The 23,509-nt window shown below is 53.4% G+C and carries 18 protein-coding genes, 2 tRNA genes and 2 pseudogenes; 17 read left to right on the top strand and 5 right to left on the bottom strand.

Annotated features, from left to right (window positions below; translation table 11 throughout):
• Positions 1-738: 738 nt before the first annotated feature.
• Positions 739-1,791: an S-methyl-5-thioribose-1-phosphate isomerase gene (mtnA, locus tag GW579_RS08915; protein ID WP_165058584.1), complete on the bottom strand. Its 1,053-nt coding sequence runs from the start codon at positions 1,789-1,791 to the stop codon at positions 739-741.
• Between the two features lie 117 nt (positions 1,792-1,908).
• Here mtnA and mtnK point away from each other — a divergent pair, with 117 nt between their 5' ends.
• From mtnK to GW579_RS08900, 3 genes and pseudogenes are all read left to right on the top strand, one after another.
• On the top strand, positions 1,909-3,108 hold the full coding sequence (mtnK, locus tag GW579_RS08910; protein WP_152324653.1) for an S-methyl-5-thioribose kinase: 1,200 nt from the start codon (positions 1,909-1,911) through the stop codon (positions 3,106-3,108).
• A 95-nt stretch (positions 3,109-3,203) separates the two neighbouring features.
• Positions 3,204-3,674: a YehS family protein gene (locus GW579_RS08905; RefSeq protein WP_152324652.1), complete on the top strand. Its 471-nt coding sequence runs from the start codon at positions 3,204-3,206 to the stop codon at positions 3,672-3,674.
• 294 nt (positions 3,675-3,968) lie between these two features.
• Positions 3,969-5,372, top strand: a pseudogene (locus tag GW579_RS08900) (carbohydrate porin).
• A 74-nt stretch (positions 5,373-5,446) separates the two neighbouring features.
• On the opposite strand, the gene fadE reads toward GW579_RS08900, so the two are convergent.
• Complete coding sequence (gene fadE / locus GW579_RS08895; protein ID WP_165058582.1) at positions 5,447-7,915, bottom strand: acyl-CoA dehydrogenase FadE; 2,469 nt, start codon at positions 7,913-7,915, stop codon at positions 5,447-5,449.
• 268 nt (positions 7,916-8,183) lie between these two features.
• Here fadE and lpcA point away from each other — a divergent pair, with 268 nt between their 5' ends.
• Together lpcA and GW579_RS08885 are read left to right on the top strand one after the other, a co-directional pair.
• Positions 8,184-8,765, top strand: coding sequence for a D-sedoheptulose 7-phosphate isomerase (lpcA, locus tag GW579_RS08890; RefSeq protein WP_152324649.1), 582 nt, complete (start codon positions 8,184-8,186; stop codon positions 8,763-8,765).
• Between the two features lie 26 nt (positions 8,766-8,791).
• The gene (locus tag GW579_RS08885) at positions 8,792-9,559 is read left to right on the top strand and encodes a class II glutamine amidotransferase (protein ID WP_152324648.1); all 768 of its coding nucleotides are present in this window, start codon (positions 8,792-8,794) and stop codon (positions 9,557-9,559) included.
• Here the strand turns inward: GW579_RS08885 and dpaA are convergent.
• Complete coding sequence (dpaA, locus tag GW579_RS08880; RefSeq protein WP_152324647.1) at positions 9,530-10,255, bottom strand: peptidoglycan meso-diaminopimelic acid protein amidase; 726 nt, start codon at positions 10,253-10,255, stop codon at positions 9,530-9,532. The two genes, GW579_RS08885 and dpaA, sit on opposite strands and share 30 nt — an antisense overlap.
• A gap of 281 nt (positions 10,256-10,536) precedes the next feature.
• Between dpaA and dinB the strand changes: the two genes are divergently transcribed.
• Entirely contained in the window at positions 10,537-11,595 is a 1,059-nt protein-coding gene (dinB, locus tag GW579_RS08875) for a DNA polymerase IV (protein ID WP_165058581.1), read from the top strand.
• 134 nt (positions 11,596-11,729) lie between these two features.
• Here dinB and pepD read toward each other — a convergent pair whose 3' ends face one another.
• Positions 11,730-13,190 (bottom strand): beta-Ala-His dipeptidase, encoded by a 1,461-nt coding sequence (pepD, locus tag GW579_RS08870; RefSeq protein ID WP_165058579.1) that lies wholly within the window; start codon positions 13,188-13,190, stop codon positions 11,730-11,732.
• 416 nt (positions 13,191-13,606) lie between these two features.
• Between pepD and gpt the strand changes: the two genes are divergently transcribed.
• From gpt to GW579_RS08830, 8 genes and pseudogenes are all read left to right on the top strand, one after another.
• Positions 13,607-14,065: a xanthine phosphoribosyltransferase gene (gene gpt / locus GW579_RS08865; protein ID WP_056781475.1), complete on the top strand. Its 459-nt coding sequence runs from the start codon at positions 13,607-13,609 to the stop codon at positions 14,063-14,065.
• A gap of 224 nt (positions 14,066-14,289) precedes the next feature.
• On the top strand, positions 14,290-15,540 hold the full coding sequence (gene frsA, locus GW579_RS08860; RefSeq protein WP_165058577.1) for an esterase FrsA: 1,251 nt from the start codon (positions 14,290-14,292) through the stop codon (positions 15,538-15,540).
• A 63-nt stretch (positions 15,541-15,603) separates the two neighbouring features.
• Positions 15,604-16,005, top strand: coding sequence for a sigma factor-binding protein Crl (gene crl, locus GW579_RS08855; RefSeq protein ID WP_152324643.1), 402 nt, complete (start codon positions 15,604-15,606; stop codon positions 16,003-16,005).
• Positions 16,006-16,131: 126 nt separating this feature from the next.
• A complete protein-coding gene (proB, locus tag GW579_RS08850) occupies positions 16,132-17,235 on the top strand; it encodes a glutamate 5-kinase (RefSeq protein ID WP_152324642.1) in 1,104 nt (367 codons plus the stop codon).
• Positions 17,236-17,245: 10 nt separating this feature from the next.
• Positions 17,246-18,499 carry a glutamate-5-semialdehyde dehydrogenase gene (proA, locus tag GW579_RS08845; RefSeq protein ID WP_165058575.1) on the top strand — a complete coding sequence of 418 codons (1,254 nt, stop codon included), beginning with the start codon at positions 17,246-17,248 and terminating at the stop codon, positions 18,497-18,499.
• A 158-nt stretch (positions 18,500-18,657) separates the two neighbouring features.
• Positions 18,658-18,733: transfer RNA gene (locus GW579_RS08840), tRNA-Thr, on the top strand.
• Between the two features lie 220 nt (positions 18,734-18,953).
• Positions 18,954-19,029, top strand: a tRNA-Thr gene (locus tag GW579_RS08835).
• Positions 19,030-19,079: 50 nt separating this feature from the next.
• A pseudogene (locus GW579_RS08830) lies at positions 19,080-19,269 on the top strand (helix-turn-helix domain-containing protein).
• Positions 19,270-19,486: 217 nt separating this feature from the next.
• On the opposite strand, the gene GW579_RS08825 reads toward GW579_RS08830, so the two are convergent.
• Positions 19,487-20,374 (bottom strand): LysR family transcriptional regulator, encoded by an 888-nt coding sequence (locus GW579_RS08825; protein WP_152324640.1) that lies wholly within the window; start codon positions 20,372-20,374, stop codon positions 19,487-19,489.
• Between the two features lie 156 nt (positions 20,375-20,530).
• Here GW579_RS08825 and GW579_RS08820 point away from each other — a divergent pair, with 156 nt between their 5' ends.
• The 3 genes from GW579_RS08820 to GW579_RS08810 are packed head-to-tail and all read left to right on the top strand — an operon-like array spanning position 20,531 to position 23,381.
• Positions 20,531-22,018, top strand: coding sequence for a UbiD family decarboxylase (locus GW579_RS08820; protein WP_165058573.1), 1,488 nt, complete (start codon positions 20,531-20,533; stop codon positions 22,016-22,018).
• Positions 22,019-22,044: 26 nt separating this feature from the next.
• Entirely contained in the window at positions 22,045-22,665 is a 621-nt protein-coding gene (locus GW579_RS08815; protein ID WP_152324638.1) for a UbiX family flavin prenyltransferase, read from the top strand.
• Entirely contained in the window at positions 22,662-23,381 is a 720-nt protein-coding gene (locus GW579_RS08810) for a DUF554 domain-containing protein (RefSeq protein ID WP_152324637.1), read from the top strand. The genes GW579_RS08815 and GW579_RS08810 overlap by 4 nt, the downstream gene beginning before the upstream one ends.
• Positions 23,382-23,509: the final 128 nt, after the last annotated feature.

Here is a 23,509-nt window from a genome sequence, read left to right as displayed (position 1 = left end):
GGTGATCGCTTAGCGGCTCGCGCCGAAACCGACCAAAAGGGGAAAGTGCTTTTCCCCTTTTGGATTTCCCCACGCTTTTTCAACACGCGCTACGCTCGCTGGCCATGTTTCAGCAACTCCGGTTAGTGCCGCAAACGCCGCCGCTGCGCGGTACTCTCACTTCAGGTTCGAACCTGCTTGAAAAAAGACTCTCGCTGTTTCTCACCGTTCATTCGACGTCGTTTTGAAAGCGGCCAGGGGCTTATCTAAATTCAAAAGCAGAATGGTTTATCTTTTAAAAAAGCCTCCAGCCGCTTTCAGAAAGCTTGCCGAGCTAAGTGTTTCGAGACCTGTGGCTCGAAACCGAGTGAGGGTACCGCGCAGCGGCAAGTTTTCGCGGCAATAGCGCTGGCCCCTGAAACATAGCCAGCGAGCGATAGCGCGCAGTTAGAAAGACGCGGAGATTCCAAAGAGGCCCCGTCCTGGGCCTCTTTGGTCGGTTTCGGCACGAGCCGCTAAGCGATCACCGAACATGTAAAACCGAAATTTCCGCAATACCGCCTTAGCGCTACATGTTGCACATGTAAAATCGAAATTTCCGCAATACTGCCTTAGCGCTACATGTGGCACATGTAAAACCGAAATTTCCGCAATACCGCCTTAGTGCTACATGTTGCACATGTAAAACCGAAATTTCCGCAATACCGCCTTAGCGCTACATGTTTGCACATGTAAAACCGAAATTTCCGCAATACCGCCTTAGTGCTGCCCGCGGCTCAGCCCAGCCGCCAACGAAGCCGTGAAGACCCCTTCGCGCACCTGCGCTGGCGTCACCACGCCCACATCCAGCACCCATCCGCTGATCAACTCCGCAGGAGTGACATCAAACGCCGGATTGTAAACTTTCGCATCAAGCGGAGCCCACTGCACGGAACCAAAACTGCCGGAAACGCCGGTGACTTCTTGGGCGTCGCGTTGTTCGATAGGGATCGCAGCGCCGTTCGGACAATGCGGATCGTGCGTGGTGTGCGGCGCGGCGACGTAGAACGGGATGCCGTGGTATTTCGCCAAAACCGCCAAGCTGTAAGTGCCGATCTTGTTGGCGACATCGCCATTCGCTGCGATGCGGTCAGCGCCGACCCAGACGGCGTCAACGCGTTTTTGTGCCATCAGGCTGGCGGCCATCGAGTCGCAAATCAGCTGATACGGAATGCCCAGTTCGCCCAGTTCCCACGCGGTGAGACGGCCACCCTGCAATAACGGGCGCGTTTCATCGACCCAAACCTGTTCGACATTCCCCTGTTCATGCGCACGGCGGATTACGCCAATGGCCGTGCCGACGCCAGCTGTCGCCAGCCCGCCGGTGTTGCAGTGGGTCAGCAAACGGCTGCCCGGTGTCACCAGCGTAGCGCCGTGCGTCGCAATGCTGTCGCACAGCGCGCGGTCTTCATCCACCAGACGCAGCGCTTCAGCCGTCAGCGCGGTGACGAAATCGGGCTGCTGCAACGCGGCTTTCATCCGGTCGAGATTGTTCATCAGATTGACGGCGGTCGGGCGTGAAGCACGCAGTGTTTCCAGCGCATGATGCAATTCATCCTGCGCCATTCCACGTTCGGCCAGCAGCGCCAGCAGCAGGCTGGCGGATAAACCAATCAGCGGCGCACCGCGCACGCGCAGGGTGCGGATATGATCCACCAGTTCGCTGACGTCGCGGCATTCGCGCCAGTCAGATTGCTGCGGCAGGGCCTGCTGATCGAGGATCCACAGTTGGTTTTCGCGGATACGTAAACTGGTGGTTGTGAGGCTTTGCATTGTTGGTTAAATCCTTGTTGCCCGGTTGCATCTGTTCACTTATTCTGCCAACATGTTTTATGGATGTATAGACGTCTAAACACTTTTAAGGCTAAAAGAAAATTTCGAGAGGTCAGGATGTCGCGCTACTACACATTTACCGCCGAAGATGCTGTTGAATATGCCCGTAAATACGGTGGCGTAGCAGATCCGCAATCTCTGGTCACCGCCGATGAAATCGGTGACGGAAACCTGAATCTGGTTTTTAAAATCCGCGATACCACGGGCAAAAGCCGCGTAATCGTGAAACAGGCTTTGCCGTACGTGCGCTGCGTCGGGGAATCCTGGCCGCTGACGCTCGACCGCGCGCGCATCGAAGCGGAAACGCTGATTATTCACGGTCAGTATTGCCCGCAGCATACGGTGCAGGTGTTGCATCACGACGCCGGACTGGCGGTGATGGTGCAGGAAGATTTGTCGGATCATCAGATCTGGCGCAGCGAGCTGGTGCAGGGAAAATACTTCCCGCAGGCCGCCAGCCAGCTGGGTGAATACCTGGCGCAGACGCTGTTTCATACCTCGGATTTTTTCCAGAACGCGCAGACCAAAAAAGCCGAAGTATCCCGTTTCACTAACCCTGAACTGTGTCAGATCACCGAAGATCTGTTTTTCACCGATCCTTATGTCGATCACGAACGGAATAATTTTGACCCGGTTTTGCAGCCGGAAGTCGATGCGCTGCGTGCCGATAAACCGCTGCGTCTGGCGGTGGCGGCGCTCAAGCACCGTTTCCTGAGTAAAGCCGAAGCGTTGCTGCACGGCGATATTCACAGCGGTTCGATTTTTGTGGCCGAAGGCAAGCTGAAAGCCATTGATGCCGAGTTCGGTTATTACGGCCCTGTCGGCTTTGATCCGGGCTCGGCTATCGGTAATTTGTTGCTGAACTATTGCGGTTTGCCAGGGCTGGTGGGCGTGCGTGAAGCCGCCGACGGTCGCGAGCAGCGCCTGAAAGATGTGCGCGAACTGTGGCTGAGCTTCTCCGAACGTTTCCTGCAACTGGCGCGTGAAAAATCACAGGATCCGACGCTGGCCGAGCCGGGCTACGCCGACGTTTTCTTGCAGGAAGTCTGGCACGACGCGGTAGGTTATTGTGGCGCGGAACTGATCCGTCGCACTATCGGGCTGGCGCACGTAGCCGATCTCGATACCATTAAAGATGCTGCGATGCGTGCTGACTGCCAGCGACACGCGCTGAGTCTCGGAAAATGGCTGATTCTGACAGCGTCGCGAATCAGTGATGTGGAATCCTTTATCGCGCGCATCCGCCAGTTCAGCTAATTCTGTCGGTTTCTTGTATAATGCCCGCCTTCGAGGTGCGTAGGGGTAAACCCGGTGGCATTTCCTCGGTTTACTTTTAACAGGAATACAGAATTATGATGCATAACCATGTCTTGCGCAGCGTGCGCTACATGCTGGATTTGAGCGAAGGTCAGTTGATTGAAATCCTCAAAACCACCGGCACGCCGGTCAGCCCTGAAGTGATGTCCCGTTATCTGAAAAAAGAAGACGAAGAAGGGTATATGGAAGTGCCGGACGAAGTCATGGCGAACTTCCTGAACGGGCTGATTGTGTTCAAACGCGGTAAAGACGATCGTTTCCCGGCACCGGAAGTGGAAAAACGTCTGACCAACAACATTATGCTGAAAAAGCTGCGTGTGGCATTTGAGCTGAAAACTGAAGACATGATTGCCGTGCTGACGGCGGCAGATTTCAAAGTCTCCGAAGGCGAACTGAGTGCATTCTTCCGCAAGGAAGGGCACAAAAACTATCGTCCGTGCGGCGATCAGGTTCTGCGCTATTTCCTGAAAGGGCTGACCGCGAAAATTCGTCCTAAGAAAAGCTAAGCTTTAAACATTTGGCTGATAAATATATTCGGCGCAATGTATATGAAATGAATAATAAGCGGGGTGCTGAGAATGTCAGTGCCCCGTTTTTATGTTTATTGGTTTTGTAAGGATGAAATTTCGTTATTACAGTTTTACTTCACGTTTCCCCGCTTTATTTTTGACAGTTTATTCGGCCAGAACCTATCTTCATTTCTCATTATGAAATCTCCGGGCACTATTTTAATAAAAACAAAACAACGTCGTTAATTTATATCGATGGTTTGATTTTGTATTGAAAAGGATATCGTAATTATGAGAAAGATTAAGACGCTGGCATTATTAGTGGGGATCGCCGTGTCGGGTTCTGCGATGGCAGCAGGCTCTTCAGCCAGTCTGGAAGCCCGTATGGCACAGCTTGAAGAGCGCCTTCAACAAGCGGAAGCGCGCGCAGAATCGGCTGAAAAACAAATTCAGCAGCTGAAAAAACAAGATGTGAAGCGGGAACAGTAAATTGCCAGCGTGAAAGAATCCACGCCGGTAGAAGTAAAAACAGACGGTATCTCGAAGGATAAACTTTTAACGCTTAATGGTTTCGATAATCTCAAATTATACGGTGACGTAGAATTTAACGTCGACGGCGCAAGCCGCAGCGGGCAATTAATTTCGGCCAAAAGTGGCGATGATAATAAATGGAATGGCGGCAATGAACGCTGGGATGTCAATGGCCGTTTACTGATCGGGCTGGATGGTTATCGCCGGAATGATAAAGGGCAATTCTCCGGGTTCTCCGTTCAACCTACTGCCGATTTAAATGGGACGATGGGTGTCGATGATGCGGCCTTCTTCTTCGGGGAAGAAAAAGACTGGATGGCGAAAATCGGACGCTTTGAAGCCTACGATATGTTCCCGCTTAATCAGGATACCTTCATCGAATATTCCGGCAATACTGCCAATGACCTCTACGCTGACGGCTACGGTTATGTCTACATGATGAAAGAAGGGCGCGGACGTAGCGACAGCGGCGGTAATATTCTGCTGAATAAAAATATCGGTAACTGGTATTTCGAACTCAATACTCTGCTTGAAGACGGCACTTCGCTGTTTGCCGAAAATAACTATCACGGAAACCATCTTGAACAGGATAAAAACGTCGCGTATCTGCGGCCGGTTATTGCCTGGAAAGGCGAGGCGTTCTCCGTCGCTGCGGCGATGGAAACCAATATCGTCAACAATGCTTACGGATACAAGAACGATCAGGGCGAAACGATTGATCAGTCCAAACGTAACGGTTACGGCATGACCATGACCTGGAACGGGCAGAAAGCGGATCCGGAAAACGGCATCGTAGCGAACCTGAGCACGGCGTACATGGACGCCTCCGACGAGAAAGATTTCACGGTCGGCACTAATGCCCTGTGGAAAAACTTCGAACTGGGTTACATCTACGCGCATAACCGCATTGAAGAGTTTAATGCCAACGGTTTACGGCCAATGAATAACGAAAACGCCGGTGATGACTGGTTCAGCGAGCCGGGGAGCTACGATATTCATACGATCCACGCCAGCTATCTCATCCCGAACGTGATGGACATGAATAACTTCAATGTCTATCTGGGCGCGTACGTGTCGATGCTGGAAGCGGATAAACATTACAGTAACGATAATGACAGCGATCAGCGCTATGGCGGGCGTGTAAGATTCAAGTATTACTTCTGATTACCCGTTATCCAGAAAAGAAAAAGCCTGAGTGCGTAAACACTCAGGCTTTTTTTAACCGTAAATTTTAAGAATTAAGCGGCTTCGGTATGGCGCGGTTTGGCGTCATCCTTTTTTGCGCTTTCTTCCTCCACGTCCTGCTTTTTCGCGGCCAGTTCGTGTGGCTCAAAATCATCGACGTTAATAGAACGCAGGCGGCTTTCTTCCGCACGGCTGAGAATGCGCGCATCATCGGCGCTCAGGTGACAGGCATCCAGACCTTTTTGCGCCAGAATATCCAGACGAGTGAACGGCAGTTTTTTACCCATCGCGTCGCACAGGCGTTTATGCACCGGTTCGGCGGCCAGAATATCCAGTAACGCTTCTTCCAGCAGCCCGACCGGGTTGTGCTCGCTTGGCGTCAGATACTGACCGCGACCAATGCGGCTGCGGGTCGCAGAAGGCACCTGAAGAATACGCGCCAGTTCATGATCAAGACGATCTGACGGTGCCGCGTGTGAACGGCCCAGCGGGAAAATCACCAGGCGCATCACGCCCGCCACAAACGCATTCGGGAAGTTACGCAGCAGGTCGTCGATAGCCACTTCGGCCTGATGCAGACAATCCTGCACGCCCCAGTGAACCAACGGTAAATCAGCCTCGTTGCAACCTTCTTCATCAAAGCGTTTCAGGGTCGCCGTCGCCAGATACATCTGGCTGAGGATATCGCCGAGCCGGGCGGAAATACGTTCGCGACGTTTCAGGCTGCCGCCCAGCACGCCCATGGACACGTCAGCCAGCAGCGCGAGGTTAGCGCTCAGACGGTTAATGTGCTGGTAATAACGCGCGGTTTTATCGTTAACCGGCGTATCGCTGGTGCGGCCGTTGGTCAGACCGAGCCAGAAGCTGCGCACTTTGTTGCTGCCGACGTGGCCGATATGCCCGAACAGCGCACGGTCGAAATCGTCCAGATCATTTTTCTCAGCCGCCGCCATTTCACGCAGAACGTAAGGATGGCAACGGATAGCGCCCTGACCGAAGATGATCATGCTGCGGGTCAGAATGTTGGCGCCTTCCACGGTAATCGCAATCGGCGCGCCCTGATAGGTACGGGCCACGAAGTTGCTTTTACCGAGCATGATGCCTTTACCGCCGGTGATATCCATCGCGTCCATGACAGCGCGCTGACCACGGTGGGTACAGTGATATTTCACAATCGCCGACAGCACTGCCGGTTTTTCACCGAGCATAATGCCGTTGGTGATGAGTGTTGCAGCGGCGTCCATCACATAAGCGTTACCGGCAATACGCGCCAGCGGTTCTTCGATGCCTTCCATTTTACCGATAGGCAGTTTGAACTGACGGCGAATGTACGCGTAAGCGCCGGTCGCCATCGCAAGTGATTTCAGGCTGCCGGTGGAGTTAGACGGCAGGGTAATGCCGCGGCCCACGGACAGACATTCCACCAGCATACGCCAGCCCTGACCGGCCATTTTCGGGCCGCCGATGATGTAATCGATCGGAACGAAAATATCGTTACCGCGGGTCGGACCGTTCTGGAATGGCACGTTCAGCGGGAAGTGGCGGTGGCCAATTTCCACGCCCTGGGTGTCCGTAGGGATCAGCGCACAGGTAATACCCAGATCCGTTTCACTGCCGAGCAGATGGTCGGGGTCTTTCAGTTTAAACGCCAGACCGAGCACGGTGGCGATAGGTGCCAGCGTGATGTAACGCTTGTTCCAGGTCAGGCGCATACCGAGCACTTCTTTGCCCTGCCACTGGCCTTTACAGACGATACCGAAATCCGGAATTGCGCCGGCATCAGACCCGGCTTCCGGGCTGGTCAGGGCGAAACAAGGGATTTCCAGACCTTGAGCCAGACGAGGCAGATAGTGGTCTTTCTGTTCTTCGGTGCCGTAATGTTGCAGCAATTCGCCCGGACCGAGGGAGTTCGGCACGCCGACGGTGATCGCCAGAATTCCGGATACACCCGCCAGTTTCTGTAACACGCGGGCCTGAGCGTAAGCGGAGAATTCCAGACCGCCGTACTCTTTCTTAATGATCATCGCGAAGAAGCGGTGCTCTTTCAGATACGCCCACAACTCCGGCGGCAAATCAGCCAGTTCGTGCGTGATCTCAAAGTCGTTCGCCATGCGACAGGCTTCTTCAACCGGGCCGTCGATAAAGCGCTGCTCTTCTTCGGTCAGGTGTTGTTCAGGGTAATCCTGCAATTTTCTCCAGTCCGGCTTACCGCCGAACAGATCGCCTTCCCACCAGGTCGTACCGGCTTCAATCGCTTCTTTTTCGGTACGCGACATGGCGGGCATCACTTTACGGAAGGTGCGAAGTGCTGGCGCGGAGAACAATGCGCGGCGCAGTGCGGGCACATTGAACGGCAGCAGAATAATCGCCAGTGGCAGTAACAGCCACAACGTCCAAAGATGAATGGCGCCCATGGCAGCGGTAAATGCCAGTAAAATCAGGCTGCTAAAGGCAAGATTGACCTTGTGATAGAACAACGCACCAAGGATCACGACAAATGCAACAATGCTAAGAACCATCATAGTAAAGCTCCTGAGTAGTAGGAGGTCTGACCTGTTGTAGGGATACAATGGTTTTAGTTCATGCTCATTTCTTTATCAATGTGTTTACATACTAATTACAACACAGCTCACAAACCGGCCGCACGAAGCGTCAAAAACGGAAACTATAAGAATCATTACCGCTTCTTGGCTTCTCGCTGTTTCGGCTTTCCGTTAAACTGCTCAGCGGAAAGTTTTATTGCTATCGGCCAGCTACAGCTGGCTGCAAATGGACATAAAAGAGGCTGCTATGTACCAGGATATTATCCGTACTGAACTGAACGAAGCTGCTGCTACGCTGAATAAATTCATCGGCGATCCGGCAAATATTGAGTCTATTCAACGTGCAGCAGTGCTGCTGGCCGATTCATTCAAGGCGGGCGGGAAAGTGATTTCCTGCGGTAACGGCGGTTCACACTGTGACGCCATGCACTTTGCAGAAGAACTGACCGGCCGCTACCGTGAAAACCGTCCGGGCTACCCGGCGATTGCGATTTCTGACGTCAGCCACATCTCCTGCGTGGGCAACGATTTCGGTTACGAATATATCTTCTCCCGTTATCTGGAAGCCGTGGGTCAGAAAGGCGATGTGCTGTTGGGCATCTCCACATCCGGCAATTCCGGTAACGTGATCAAAGCGATTGAAGCCGCGCGCGCCAAAGGTATGAAAGTTATTACCCTGACCGGAAAAGACGGCGGTAAAATGGACGGTTCTGCTGACGTGGAAATTCGCGTGCCACACTTTGGCTTCGCTGACCGCGTGCAGGAAATCCACATTAAAGTGATTCATATCCTGATCTTATTAATCGAAAAAGAGATGGCGAAGGCGTAATGCCTTTGCTGTAAAGGAGGCGGAAGATGTGCGAATTGCTCGGGATGAGCGCTAACGTTCCAACTGATATTTGCTTCAGTTTCAGTGGATTAGTGCAGCGCGGTGGCGGGACAGGCCCGCATAAAGACGGCTGGGGCATTACCTTCTACGAGGGGAATGGCTGTCGTACTTTTAAAGATCCGATGCCGAGTTTTAATTCGCCTATTGCCCGCCTTGTTCAGGATTATCCGATCAAATCCTGCGCGGTGATTTCCCATATTCGTCAGGCTAACCGTGGCGAAGTGGCGCTGGAGAATACCCATCCGTTTACCCGCGAACTGTGGGGCCATAACTGGACTTACGCGCACAACGGCCAGCTTCGCGGTTATCGTCAGCTGGATACCGGTACGTTGCGTCCGGTCGGGCAAACCGACAGTGAATACGCATTTTGCTGGTTGCTGCATAAACTTACGCAGCGTTATCCGCGTCGTCCGGCCAGCTGGCCGCCGGTGTTCCGGTATATTGCGTCGCTGGCAGATGAGTTACGGCAAAAGGGCGTGTTTAATATGCTGTTGTCGGACGGGCATTTTGTGATGGCCTATTGTTCGACCAATCTGCACTGGATCACGCGGCGGGCGCCTTTCGGAAAGGCAACGTTGTTGGATCAGGATGTGGAAATTGATTTTCAGCAGCAGACGACACCGGATGATGTCGTCACCGTGATTGCCACGCAACCGCTGACGGCAAACGAAACCTGGAACAAAATTGCTCCAGGTGAATTCGCATTATTTCACCGGGGCGAACGCCAGCTGTGAAGGCAGCGGGATGTTTGACAACGGTTGCAGCACTTCATATTTCCCATTAGTCACCACAACGTTCGGTGGCTGATGGTGCTTCTCAAAGTACGCAAAGCCCGGTTGTAGCTGACGCCAGAACGTGATGTAGCTTGAGTTTTTGTGCGACTGCATGTTGGCATCGGTCATTTTGAACGGATAAATGCTGATCTGCACGTTGCGCTGGCCGAACTGGAAGGCCGCCTGCACGTAGGTGAAGATTTCATCCATATAACCGTCAGTCATCGCGTAGCAACCAATAGATTTGCAGTTGCCGTGGATCATCAGATACTTACCTGAATAACCTTGCGAGATGTCATAGGCGTTGGGGAAACCGATGTTGATGGCGCGATAAAAGCGGCTGTCTGGTTTCAGGTGGTGAATATCCACGTTGTAGAAACCTTCCGGGCTTTTAAAATCACCTTCACGACGTTTATTTCCTAAACCGCCAGAAAAATCGCAGATGCCGTAACTGCCGATCAGACGATATTCGCCGTCGAGCTGAGCATACAATTCGAGTTTACGTTCTTGTTTGAAAATCTGGATATAAACGGGAGCACCTAACAATTGTTTTTTAAGTGCCGCGTTAACCGGGACAGCATCGCTGGCCACGGCGTAATTTGCTGTAAATAAAGGCAAACTGAGGAGCATCGCAAGAAACAGCGCGATTCTGATCATTCTAAGTCCTGCTCGATAATAATTTTGATTATTTTGTCTACAGATGAACTGCCTGTAAGACCGCCACTGATTTTCTTCTTATGTACTGCCTGTCTGAAACGTTGCCATATTAATACTGATTAATTTTTTAGCAATCACCAAATATTGAATTCTCGCTTCAGGAAATGTAAATACTTTCTGATGCCATTAATGGTGATTAATTAAGCCAAATTAACCGTCATTTTCTGTGTTTGAAATCTCCTGATTCAACTGTATACTTATACAGTCATTGGGGGAGGGCTATGCGCAAAATCATTCATGTGGATATGGACTGCTTTTTCGCGGCCGTCGAGATGCGCGATGATCCTTCCCTGCGCGACATTCCTATCGCCATCGGTGGCAGCCGTGACCGGCGTGGCGTCATCAGCACCGCCAATTATCCGGCACGCAAATTCGGCGTACACAGCGCGATGCCGACCGGAATGGCGCTCAAACTTTGCCCGCACCTGAAAGTGATTCCCGGCAGAATGGAAGCGTATAAAGAAGCGTCCAACCATATTCGTGAAATCTTCGCGCGTTATACGCCATTAATCGAGCCGCTGTCACTCGACGAAGCTTATCTGGATGTTTCAGAATCGACCCAATGCAATGGCTCCGCGACGCTGATCGCCGCTGAAATCCGTCAGGCCATTTTTGAGGAAATTAATCTGACGGCCTCAGCGGGCATTGCGCCAATCAAATTTCTGGCAAAAATTGCCTCAGACCTGAATAAACCCAACGGCCAGTTTGTGATTACGCCAGACAAGGTCGAAGCTTTTTTACTGGATCTGCCGCTGAGTAAAATCCCCGGCGTTGGCAGAGTCACCGCCCAGCGATTGCAGGAGCAGGGGCTGATCACCTGTGGCGATGTGCAGCGCTATGATTTAGCGAAATTGCTCAAGCGTTTCGGGAAGTTTGGCCGCGTGCTGTGGGAGCGCTGTCAGGGCATCGACGACCGTGAGATTTCAGCCGAGCGGCTGCGGAAATCTGTCGGCGTGGAACGCACGCTGGCGGAAGATATCCACAGCTGGGAAGAGTGCGTGGCGCTGATCGAACGCTTATATCCTGAATTACAAACGCGCCTGAGCCGTGTCAGCCCGAATTTACGCATCGCGCGTCAGGGCGTGAAACTCAAATTCCATGATTTCCAGCAGACGACGCAGGAACATGTCTGGCCGGTGCTCAATAAAGAAGATTTACTGAAAGTCGCGCGTGAAGCGTGGGAACAGCGGCGCGGCGGGCGGGGAGTCAGGCTGGTGGGGTTGCATGTCACGTTGCAGGATCCGCAGATTGAGCGGCAACTTCTTCTTCCCTGGGAGTAATCCCCGTCATCCTTCAAACTGTCTCTGCGTTGGCTGCCTTCGCAAATTCCGGTCACCTACTTGTGTATGCTCCCGGGTATTTACTCAATTGCCGCCTTGATACAGCCCGAATGATTCAGGGGATTGAACGAGTATTAACCGCGTTCAGGAATCGCTTTCAGCAGAGCTGTCAGCAGTTTCCAGTACAACTCAACGCTGGCGATTTCAACCTGCTCGTCCGGCGAGTGTGGCCCGGTGATGGTTGGCCCGATGGAAACCATGTCCATGTCCGGGTACGGTTTTTTGAACAGACCGCATTCCAGACCGGCGTGGATCACCATGATATTCGGGGTTTTGCTGAACAGCGTTTCGTAGGTTTCACGCACCAGCGTCATCACCGGAGAGCTTGGTTCAGGTTTCCAGCCAGGATAGCTGCCTTTTGCCAGACTTTTCGCGCCTGCCAGTTCGCTCAGCGACTTCAGCATGCTAACGACGTATTCTTTGCCGCTGTCGATAAGGGAACGGATCAGGCTGTTGATCGCGACTTCGTCATCTTTCATGGTGACAACGCCGACGTTCAGGGAGGTTTCTACCACGCCTTTGACGTCATCGCTCATGCGGATCACGCCGTTTGGCGTCGCGTTCAGCAACGCAATGAATTTGCCCTGGCTGTCTTTGCTCAGCGCTTTCGCAGTACTTTCTGCTGCTTCCACGACAAAAGCGATTTTCTTCTCAACCGCAGACAGCTCGAACTGAATCGTTGCCAGGAATTCCTGTGCAGCGGCTTTCAGTGCGTCTGCTTTATCGGCTGCAATCGCCAGTGTGGCGATGGCTTCGCGGGGAATGGCGTTACGCAGCGTACCGCCGGTGAAATCCAGCAGGCGCAGGCCGAGGGTGTCGGCGTGTTCTGACAGGAAGCGCACCAGCAGTTTGCTGGCATTGCCCAGACCGAGGTGGATATCCGCGCCGGAGTGGCCGCCTTTCAGTCCCTTCAGGGTCAGTTTCAGCGTGGTGAAACCGGCCGGAACCGCTTCGCGGCTCAGTGGCAGAGTGGCGGTAAAATCAATCCCGCCGGCGCAACCCATGTAGATTTCGCCTTCGGTTTCAGAATCGGTGTTGATCAGAATTTCAGACTGTAACCAGTTTGGTTGCAGGCCGAATGCGCCCGCCATGCCGGTTTCCTCGGTCATGGTCAGCAGCACTTCCAGCGGCCCGTGTTCTACGCTTTCATCAGCCAGAACCGCCAGTGCAGAAGCCAGGCCAATACCGTTGTCTGCGCCCAGCGTGGTGCCGCGGGCTTTTACCCAGCCGTCTTCAATGAACGGCTGAATCGGATCTTTAGTGAAATCGTGAACAGTATCGTTGTTTTTCTGCGGCACCATATCGAGGTGAGCCTGCAGGGCAACGGCTTTGCGGTTTTCCATGCCTTTGGTGGCCGGTTTGCGCAGCAAAATGTTGCCAACTTCATCACGCTCAGCGTGGATACCCTTTTCCTGAGCCCATTCAACGATGTGTTTTGCCAGCGCTTCTTCATGATAAGAAGGGTGCGGAATTGAACAGATTTTGGCAAAAATATCCCACAACGGTTGTGGCGAAAGCTGAGACAGTTCAGACACTATAAGTCTCCTGTAACAGTCAGCTCATTCAGGCTCCATTTGCAGGGGAACTGATTGAGATGCTGTAGGTTTAAGGTTAAGTAATCCCCGCCAGACTGTGTGGCGAGTGGCCTGACAGAATATCACTTAATCTTAACCTGTGCGCGGGCGGGGGGATAAATTCCGGTTTTTTTGGGCCCCTGAGGCCAGATAATCGCTGGTTTTTGTGAGCCGGACTCACTATAATCTCGCGCAACCTTTTTCCCCGAATACACCCGTCATACTTCAAATTGCAGATGCGTTGGCCGCGTTCGCTCACCCGAATCACTGACTTATGTCAGCTCATCGGGATTCGTTCACTTGCCGCCTTCCTGCGATCCGAATTATTTAGGGTTTAAATTTTTAGAAGCCGTTAATTCACTGGCTGGGACACCTTTATGAGCGAAAAATACGTTGTAACCTGGGACATGCTGCAAATCCACGCCCGCACGATGGCTAAACGTCTGCTGCCGGCAGAACAATGGAAAGGCATTATTGCCGTCAGCCGCGGCGGTCTGGTTCCGGCAGCGTTACTGGCTCGCGAACTGTGCATCCGTCATGTGGATACCGTATGTATCTCCAGCTACGACCACGACAATCAGCGTGAAATGCAAGTGCTGAAACGCGCAGAAGGTGACGGTGAAGGTTTCATCGTAATCGACGATCTGGTCGATACCGGCGGTACTGCAAAAGCGATCCGCGAAATGTATCCGAAAGCGCATTTCATTACGATCTTCGCCAAACCGGCCGGTGCGCCGCTGGTTGACGATTACGTGGTTGATATCCCGCAGAACACCTGGATTGAACAGCCGTGGGATATGGGCGTGGTGTTCGTCCCGCCATTGGTCGGTAAGTAAATCCTCGTCATCCTTCGCGCCGCCTTTGCAGCACGAAGGATTTAGGGGATGCAATGACCCCCTTTTAACGCCTGGCTAATTGCCGGGCGTTTTGCTTTTGCTGACTTGAAATCCTTTCCGCTTGACCTCACTCCTGTCTTGTCGCAACGTGGGCGGGTTATAATCCCTGCCTGAAACGTTCGCCTGCGGGCGAAAAGCTGCTTGCTAACGGAGGATCTTGCATCATGGCTCCAGCCAATCTCACGGAAAAACTGTTCAAACCGTCATTCAAATATCCGGAAACTTCGACACTGGTTCATCGCGTTCATCATCACAATACGCACCCGCCGATGCACTCAGCGCTGGAAGGGGATACCGTGAATTGTTGGTACCGGACAATCAACCGTCTGATGTGGATGTGGCGCGGCGTTGATCCGCTGGAAGTGGAAGAAGTGCTGTCGCGCATTGCCGTATCTCAGGCCGAACACAGCGACCCGTTATTGCTGGATACCGTCATTGGCTATCGCAACGGTAACTGGATTTATGAATGGTCCAATCAGGCCATGCACTGGCAGCAAAAAGCCGCCGATGAAAAAGACGCCAATCTTGCCAGCGAATACTGGCTGAAAGCCGCGAACCTTTACAGCATTGCCGGTTATCCGCATCTGAAAGGCGATACGCTGGCAGAGCAGGCGGAAGCGCTGGCTAATAAAGCGTTTGAGAAATCCTCCGAACATTCGCCGTATGATCTGAAAGAGCTGGAATTCAAAATTCCGGGCGGTGCTCCCATCACCGGTTTCCTGCATCTGCCGAACGAAGGCAAAGCGCCGTTCCCGACGGTCATGGTTTGCGGCGGTCTGGACACGTTACAAAGTGACCATCAGTGCCTGTTCCGCTCTTATCTCGCGCCGATGGGCATCGCGATGCTCACCATCGACATGCCGTCGATCGGTTTTTCCTCTAAATGGAAACTGACGCAGGACACCAGCTTTCTGCATCAGCAGGTCCTCATGCAGCTTTCTGATGTGCCGTGGGTAGATGCGAGCCGCGTGAGCTTGCTGGGTTATCGGTTTGGGGCGAACGTCGCCGTGCGGCTGGCGTATCTCGAACCGCGCCGCGTACGGGCTGTGGCGACGCTGGGCGCGCTGGTGCATTCGCTGCTGAGCGACCCGAAATGTCAGGAACAGGTGCCGGATATGTACATGGACGTGCTGGCGAGCCGCATCGGAATGTCGACGGCGTCGGACTCCGCGCTGAAAACCGAACTTAATCGATATTCTCTGAAAACGCAGGGATTATTAGGGCGCAGAACACCGACGCCAATGCTTGCCGCCTACTGGGAAAGCGATATCTTCAGCCCGAAGAGCGAAGCCAGGCTGATTGCGGATTCCTCCTCCGAAGGCAAGATTCTGACCATCAAAAGTGAGCCGCTTTATCAGCACTTTGACAGCGCGTTACACGAAATTTGTGAATGGCTGGAAAAGCATATGCGTTAACTTAACAGTTGCTAATTCCTAACGTTTTGCTAAAAAGGATCGTCTTTCTATGGAGGTTGTACTATGACGTTACCAAGTGGTCATCCTAAAAGCAGGCTAATGAAACGTTTCGGTACGCTGGGGCCGTACATTAGAGAAGGGAAATGCGAGAACGACCGCTTTTTCTTTGACTGCTTAGCTGTTTGTGTGAACGTGAAGCCCGCACCGGAGAAGCGTGAATTCTGGGGCTGGTGGATTGAGTTGCAGGCTGAAGACGAGCGTTTTACCTATGTTTATCATTTCGGTTTGTTCGATAAAGATGGCATCTGGAAAGCGCAAAACATTAAAGATGCTGAAGTACGTGAGAAGCTTGAGACGACGTTGAAAGGGTTCCACAAGAATCTCAACAAGATGATCGAAGAGATGTCCCTCAGACTGGAGCCTGCTGATGATTTCAGCGAGGAACCGGTAAAGCTCTCCGCCTGACACCTTCTGTACTACCCATTCCCACGATGAATACTGCTATTATAGCGTTATGCCGGTTGGCATAACGCTTCTCCCCTGTTACAAAGACAACGAAGCATTTCTTATTTCACCTTAATGGAAAGACTAATGAGTGGCAGTCAGACACTGGTTGTAAAACTGGGCACCAGCGTGCTCACTGGCGGTTCACGCCGCCTCAACCGTGCTCACATTGTTGAGCTTGTCCGCCAGTGCGCGCAACAACATGCGGCAGGGCACCGGATTGTGATTGTAACGTCGGGCGCGATTGCCGCCGGGCGTGAACATCTTGGCTACCCCGAACTCCCCGCCACCATTGCTTCCAAACAGCTGCTGGCTGCCGTCGGGCAAAGCCGTTTAATCCAGCTCTGGGAGCAATTGTTTTCGATTTATGGCATCCACATTGGTCAGATGCTGCTGACGCGTGCCGATATGGAAGACCGTGAGCGTTTCCTTAACGCCCGCGACACCATGCACGCGCTGCTCGATAACCGTATCGTACCGGTCATTAACGAGAATGATGCGGTGGCGACGGCGGAGATCAAAGTCGGCGATAACGACAATCTTTCCGCGCTGGCTGCCATTCTGGCCGGTGCCGATAAACTGCTGCTGCTGACTGATCAGAGCGGGCTTTTCACCGCCGATCCGCGCACCAATCCAGAAGCCGAACTGATCCGCGAAGTCATGACGATTGATGACGAACTGCGTGGCGTGGCGGGCGACAGTGTTTCCGGTCTGGGCACCGGCGGTATGGCGACCAAATTGCAGGCCGCGGATGTCGCGTGCCGTGCGGGTGTCGACACTATTATTGCTGCGGGCAGCCTGCCGGGCGTGATTGGCGATGTGATTAACGGCGTTTCCGTCGGCACGCGCTTCCACGCAATGGAAACCCCGTTGGAGAACCGCAAACGCTGGATCTTCGGGGCACCCCCTGCCGGTGAAATCACCATCGACGACGGCGCGGTTTCCGCCATGATGGAGCGCGGCAGTTCCCTGCTGCCAAAAGGTATCCGCGAAGTGAAAGGCGATTTCTCGCGTGGCGAAGTGATCCGCATCCGCAACCTGAACGGGCGTGACCTCGCGCACGGTGTCAGCCGCTACAACAGCGATGCGATGCGCATGATTGCCGGTCATCACTCTCAGCAGATCAGCGAAATTCTCGGTTACGAGTACGGCCCGGTTGCCGTGCATCGTGACGACATGATTGTCAGTTAAGGAGTAATACATGCTTAACGAGATGGGCAAGGCCGCGAAAGCCGCGTCCTGGCAGCTCTCCACCCTCAGCACTGCGCAGAAAAACCGTGCCCTGATGCTGATGGCCGATATGCTCGAAGCCAACAGCCAGAGCATTATTCTTGCCAACGAACTCGACATGGCCGCCGCACGTGAAAGCGGGATGAGCGAGGCATTATTAGACCGCCTGCTGCTTACGCCCGCGCGCTTATCAGCGATTGCCAGCGACGTGCGTGATGTCTGCCGCCTGAGCGATCCGGTCGGGCAGGTGATTGATGGTTCGCAGCAGGACAGCGGTTTACGTCTCGAGCGCCGCCGTGTACCGCTCGGCGTGATCGGCGTGATTTATGAAGCCCGCCCGAACGTGACTATCGACGTTGCCAGCCTGTGTCTGAAAACCGGTAACGCCGTTATTCTGCGCGGCGGTAAAGAAACGCACCACACCAATCAGGCGACGGTTAACGTCATTCAGATGGCGCTGGAAGAGTGCGGATTGCCGAAAGCGGCCGTTCAGGCGATTGAAAGCCCGGATCGCGCACTGGTAGCGGAACTGCTGCGTCTGGATAAATACGTCGACATGCTGATCCCACGCGGTGGTGCGGCGCTGCACAAACTGTGCCGCGAACAGTCCACTATTCCGGTGATCACCGGCGGTATCGGCGTGTGTCATACCTTTGTGGATGAAAGCGCTGATTTCGACAAAGCGCTGACCGTGCTGGAAAGCGCGAAAGTACAGCGTCCGAGCGCCTGTAACAGCCTGGAAACCGTGCTGGTTCATCAGGCGATTGCAGAACGTTTTCTGCCGGAGCTGAGTGGTCGTATGCACCGTGCGGGCGTCACGCTGCACGCCAGCGAATCCGCCATGCCGCATCTGCAAAACGGCCCGGCGAAAGTGCTGGCGGTGACCGAAGAAGATTACTCGGATGAATGGCTGTCGCTGGATCTGAACGTTACCGTCGTCGCCGATCTGGACGCCGCCGTGGCGCATATCCGCACCTACGGCACCGAACATTCGGATGCGATCCTCACCCGTTCCATCAGCAGCGCTGACAGATTCGTACGTGAAGTGGATTCTTCGGCCGTTTATGTCAACGCCAGCACCCGTTTCACAGACGGCGGACAGTTCGGTTTAGGCGCAGAAGTAGCGGTCAGCACGCAAAAACTGCACGCCCGCGGCCCGATGGGATTAGAAGCCCTGACGACGTATAAATGGATTGGTTATGGCGACGATTTAGTGCGTCCGTAACGGTCAGCACCGGTGGATTTTTAGTCATGAAGCCGGTGCTAAATCCCTATTTCGCATAGGGTGACGAGAAAAACAGCAAACGCACTTCAGGGGGCTTGACGGCAGCGTCAGATTTCACTAATTTAGCACCCCGTAGTTCCCCGGTAACACTTCAAAAAGCCGACTTAGCTCAGTAGGTAGAGCAACTGACTTGTAATCAGTAGGTCACCAGTTCGATTCCGGTAGTCGGCACCATTTTTAAGATCCTAATCCCAGAAATATCAAAACGTTAATATTCTACGCTCCGGCGATGTCCTGCTGTTATCAGCCCGCTTTTTCACGCCAAAATAAACTCAATATCCATAACGTGCGCAGGGTGATTAAGATCTCACCAAACGTTCTGTCAGAGCCTTGACGGGCGCCGTCGGTAAGGAATAAGTTGTCACTCCGTAGTCTTCCGGCAATCCCTCAAAAAGCCGATATAGCTCAGTGGGTAGAGCAGCGCATTCGTAATGCGAAGGTCGTAGGTTCGACTCCTATTATCGGCACCAATTAGTGTTCCAGATTATCCCTTCAGGAAATAAAGGTTAGCTCCGACATTATGTTGATCAAAAGACTCAAGGAAGCGCGTCTGCGTTCGGGACTTTCTCAGTACAAACCTGGTGTACTCGCGGGGCTCGATGAAGCTTCTGAATCAATATGAGAAGGGCAAGCATCAGCCCGATCAGGATACGGTGAGCCGAATCGCCAAAGTATCAGATGTGCCCGTTGCCTATTTTTATGCAGAGTAAGACGAGCTGGCTGCGCTGATTATTGAATTTCATGAAAGTAAAAAGCCGTCTGATACTGTTCAATCTTAGGAATCACCGGCTATCAGCCAGAAACTGTAAGCCTTTGCCCGGCTATGTACAAAAGGCAAAATTTCATTGCCTGACTGTTTTCCTGGCAGGGCATATACAAGCGGCAGATAGAAATCTCTGCCGTTTCTAACCCCGTCGCTCATTCCCCCTAAACCGTCAACTCCCTCGCATAACGAATAAAATCCGCCAGAGCTTTATTTTTTTGGTGTCGCTGCCAGCTCAGGGTCAGGGTGGATGTCGCGCCTGAGTCGGTCAGGAAGCAGTAGTTCACGTCGGGGATCATCACCGATCTCTGCGTTTCCGGCACCAGCGCGACGCCCATTCCCATTGAGACCAGCCCGATAGCCACTGACACATCCCGCGTAAACTGAATTTTCTGGGGGACAAATCCGGCTTTCTGGCAGGCGTTCATCGCGGACCACCCAAGGCCGACGCCGGGCGGATCTCTCTGGATAAGGAAAGGGCATTCGGAAAGTGAGGAAAGGGCGATTTTTTGATCGGAAGCCAGCGGATGATTGCGCGGGAGAACGGCAATCAGCGGGCGGGTTGCGACGTCAAGATATTCCAGTTCCGGGTACTTCGGTACCGGCGAGCGGACGAGGGCGATATCAAGTTGATAATTGAGCAGAAGTGTTAGCTGCTCGTGAACGTTATGTTCTTCAATAACGATCTCAATATCCGGTTTTTTCTTGCGGTAACCATTAATTAACAGCGCCAGCGCCGGATCCAGAATCGACGATCCGACGTAGCCGAGCTTCAGCTGTCCTTTAAAACCCTGCCGTAAACTGCGCGCATTTTCGAGAAATTTCTCGTAATGGTTGATGGCAATCCGCGCTTCTTCTACCAGCTGCTGCCCCTCGAAAGTCAGCGCCACATGGCGCTTGTCGCGGGTAAAAAGCGGTATCCCCAGTGACTGTTCGAGCGCCTTGATGTGCTGGCTTAATGCGGGCTGCGCGATGTTGAGTTGCAGGGCGGCTTTACCAAAATGCAGCACTTCTGCCAGCACCACAAATGAGTGTAATTGTCGGTAATCCATACGTTCTCCGTGTCGTTTTTCTCATAGTAATCCCTTATCAAAGAGCCGGGTAATGTTATTGGACTCTTATCACCGATTCTTTGCAAACTGACCGGGCAGCGGCAAAGAAGCACATTCCGCTGCACCCCCGATTACCTGACTTTAAGGGCCATTGAGATGTCTGAAGAACAAAAAAAAGTGACTGATCTCCGTTCCGCACTGGAGGTCTTAAGCCAGTACGACGACGAACTGATCTACACCGATGAACCCGTGGATCCGATCGCGGAATTATCTGGTGTATACCGCTACGTAGGCGCCCACGGCACCGTTAAACGTCCGACCCAAATCGGTCCGGCAATGATCTTTAATAAGGTCAAAGGCTATAACGACATGCGGGTGCTGATTGGCCTGCTGTCTTCACGCAAACGCGTGGCTCGTCTGTTCGGCACCACACCGGAAAATCTGGCGTTTATGCTGAAAGATTCCGTGTCGAATCCTATCGCGCCCATCGTTATTCCACGCGAAAAAGCGGTGTGTCAGGAAGTGGTTCATCTGGCGACTGACCCGGATTTCGATATTCTGAAAATCCTGCCAGCGCCGACCAATACGCCGGAAGATGCCGGTCCGTATTTCACCCTCGGCATGTGCTACGCCTCCGACCCGGAAACCAGTGAGCATGACGTCACCATTCACCGCCTGTGCGTGCAGAGTAAAGATGAAATCTCCATGTATTTCGTGCCGGGCCGTCATCTGGACGTGTTCCGTCAGAAAGCCGAAGCGGCCGGTAAACCACTGCCAATTTCAATCAGCATCGGTGTGGATCCGGCGATTGAAATCGGTGCGTGCTTTGAGCCGCCAACCACGCCGCTGGGTTTTGACGAACTGTCCATCGCGGGAAGCCTGCGCAATCAGGCCGTAGAACTGGTGGATTGCCTGACCGTGAATGCGCGTGGTATCGCTAACGCCGAAGTTGTGATTGAAGGCGAACTGCTGCCGAACTACCGGGTTCGCGAAGACCAGAACACCAATACCGGCAAAGCGATGCCTGAATTTCCGGGTTATACCGGTGCCGCGCAAGCCGAAGTGCCTGTGATTAAAGTGAAAGCGATCACTCACCGCCGCCATCCGATCCTGCAAACCTGTATCGGGCCGAGCGATGAACACACCAATATGGCGGGCATTCCGACTGAAGCCAGTATTTTGCAGATGGTTGAACGCGCGCTGCCGGGCTTTGTGCAGAACGTTCACTGTCCGTCACCGGGTACCGGTAAATACCTGGCGGTATTGCAGGTGAAAAAACGTTTTGCGGCTGACGAAGGTCGTCAGCGTCAGGCGGCACTGCTGGCGTTCTCAGCGTTCTCCGAGCTGAAACACGTCATGCTGGTGGATGAAGATGTCGATATCTTTGATCTCAATGACGTTATCTGGGCGATGACCACCCGCTATCAGGGCGATGTCAGCACCATCTTTATTCCGGGCGTGCGCTGCCATCCGCTCGATCCGTCATCCGATCCGGCTTTCAGCCCGTCGGTGCGCGACCACGGTATTGCCTGCAAAACCATTTTCGACTGCACAGTACCTTATAACCTGAAAGCGAATTTCCACCGCAGCGAGTTCCTCGAAGTGGACGTAAACCGCTTTATCCCGGGTTTTACTAAAAAGTGATCAGTAATAAACAATAAGGAAACAGCATGTCAGGGTCTGCATTAAAGGCACCACAGAAACCCCGCGTTATCGTCGGGATCAGTGGCGCGTCCGGGTTCTCTTATGGCGTTCAGGCGTTGCGTTACCTGCGCCAGCTGGATGTGGAAACGCATCTGGTGATCTCCCCGGCGGGGCACCTCAACCGTGAGCACGAAACCACGCTGACTGAAACGGATGTGGCGGAACTGGCGGATGTGGTTTATCCCTTCCGCGCGGTGGGGGCGGCGATTGCCAGCGGGTCATTCCGCACGCTCGGCATGCTGGTGGCGCCTTGTTCGATGCATACCCTGGCGGCTATTTCGACCGGCCTGACGGATAATCTGCTGACGCGGGCGGCTGATGTCGTATTAAAAGAACGGCGCCGGTTGGTACTGATGGTGCGTGAAACGCCGCTGCATGCGGGGCATCTGCGCAACATGCAACAGGTGACGGAGTCCGGCGCAATTGTTTTTCCGCCGGTGCCTGCCCTGTACGCAAGGCCGACAACTGTTGAAGAAATTATTGCGCATAGCGTGGCGCGCGCGCTGGGTCTGCTGGATCTGGACTGTGCCGATTTGCCTCGCTGGGGTGAAAACATGAAGTTAATGACCAGGAGTAAAGACTCATGATTATCGGACCTTATATCAACGGCTCCGCCGTATTGATTGGCGGCATTGTCGGCGCGGTGCTCAGTCACCGCCTGCCGGAGCGCATCCGTACGTCTATGCCCTTGATTTTCGGCGCGGCGTCCATGTGTATGGGCGTCGTTCTGGTGGTAAAACTCAGCCATATGCCGGTGATGGTGCTGTCGGTGATCCTCGGCGCGCTGCTCGGTGAACTGTGTTATCTGGAAAAAGGCATCGGCAAACTGGGCAGTAAAGCCCGCAGTCTGGTTGAGGTGTTTGTGAAATCCGATCCGGGCGATCAGGAATCTCAGGAGAAATTCCTGCAAAGCTACGTGGCAATCATTGTGTTGTTCTGCGCCAGCGGCACCGGGATTTTCGGGTCGATGCACGAAGGCATGACCGGCGACACCAGCGTGCTGATTGCCAAATCGTTTCTGGATTTGTTCACTGCGGCGATCTTTGCCACCACGCTCGGTTTTGCCGTCGCCGTGGTGGCGGTTCCGCAATTAATCATCCAGCTGCTGCTGGCGTACGGTGCGGTGTTTATCCTGCCGCTGACCACGCCCGCCATGCAGGCCGATTTCTCCGCCGTTGGGGGTGTACTGATGTTCGCGACCGGTTTTCGAATCTGCGGTATTAAGATTTTCCCGGTGGCCAATATGTTGCCCGCGCTGTTACTGGCGATGCCAATATCCGCCCTGTGGACTCACTTTTTCTAACTAAGCAGCAGACAGTAACAGACGTTAAACCGCATGTTCGGGCGACTGCGCGTGCGGGAAATAAAAATGATGGATGACGTTATTTCAGAAAGCCATGTTTGAAAATTAAATACACCAGTGATTTCAAT

Source organism: Rahnella contaminans, assembly GCF_011065485.1.
In the GTDB taxonomy this organism is placed as follows: domain Bacteria; phylum Pseudomonadota; class Gammaproteobacteria; order Enterobacterales; family Enterobacteriaceae; genus Rahnella; species Rahnella contaminans.
This window is presented reverse-complemented; position numbering and strand designations above follow the sequence as displayed.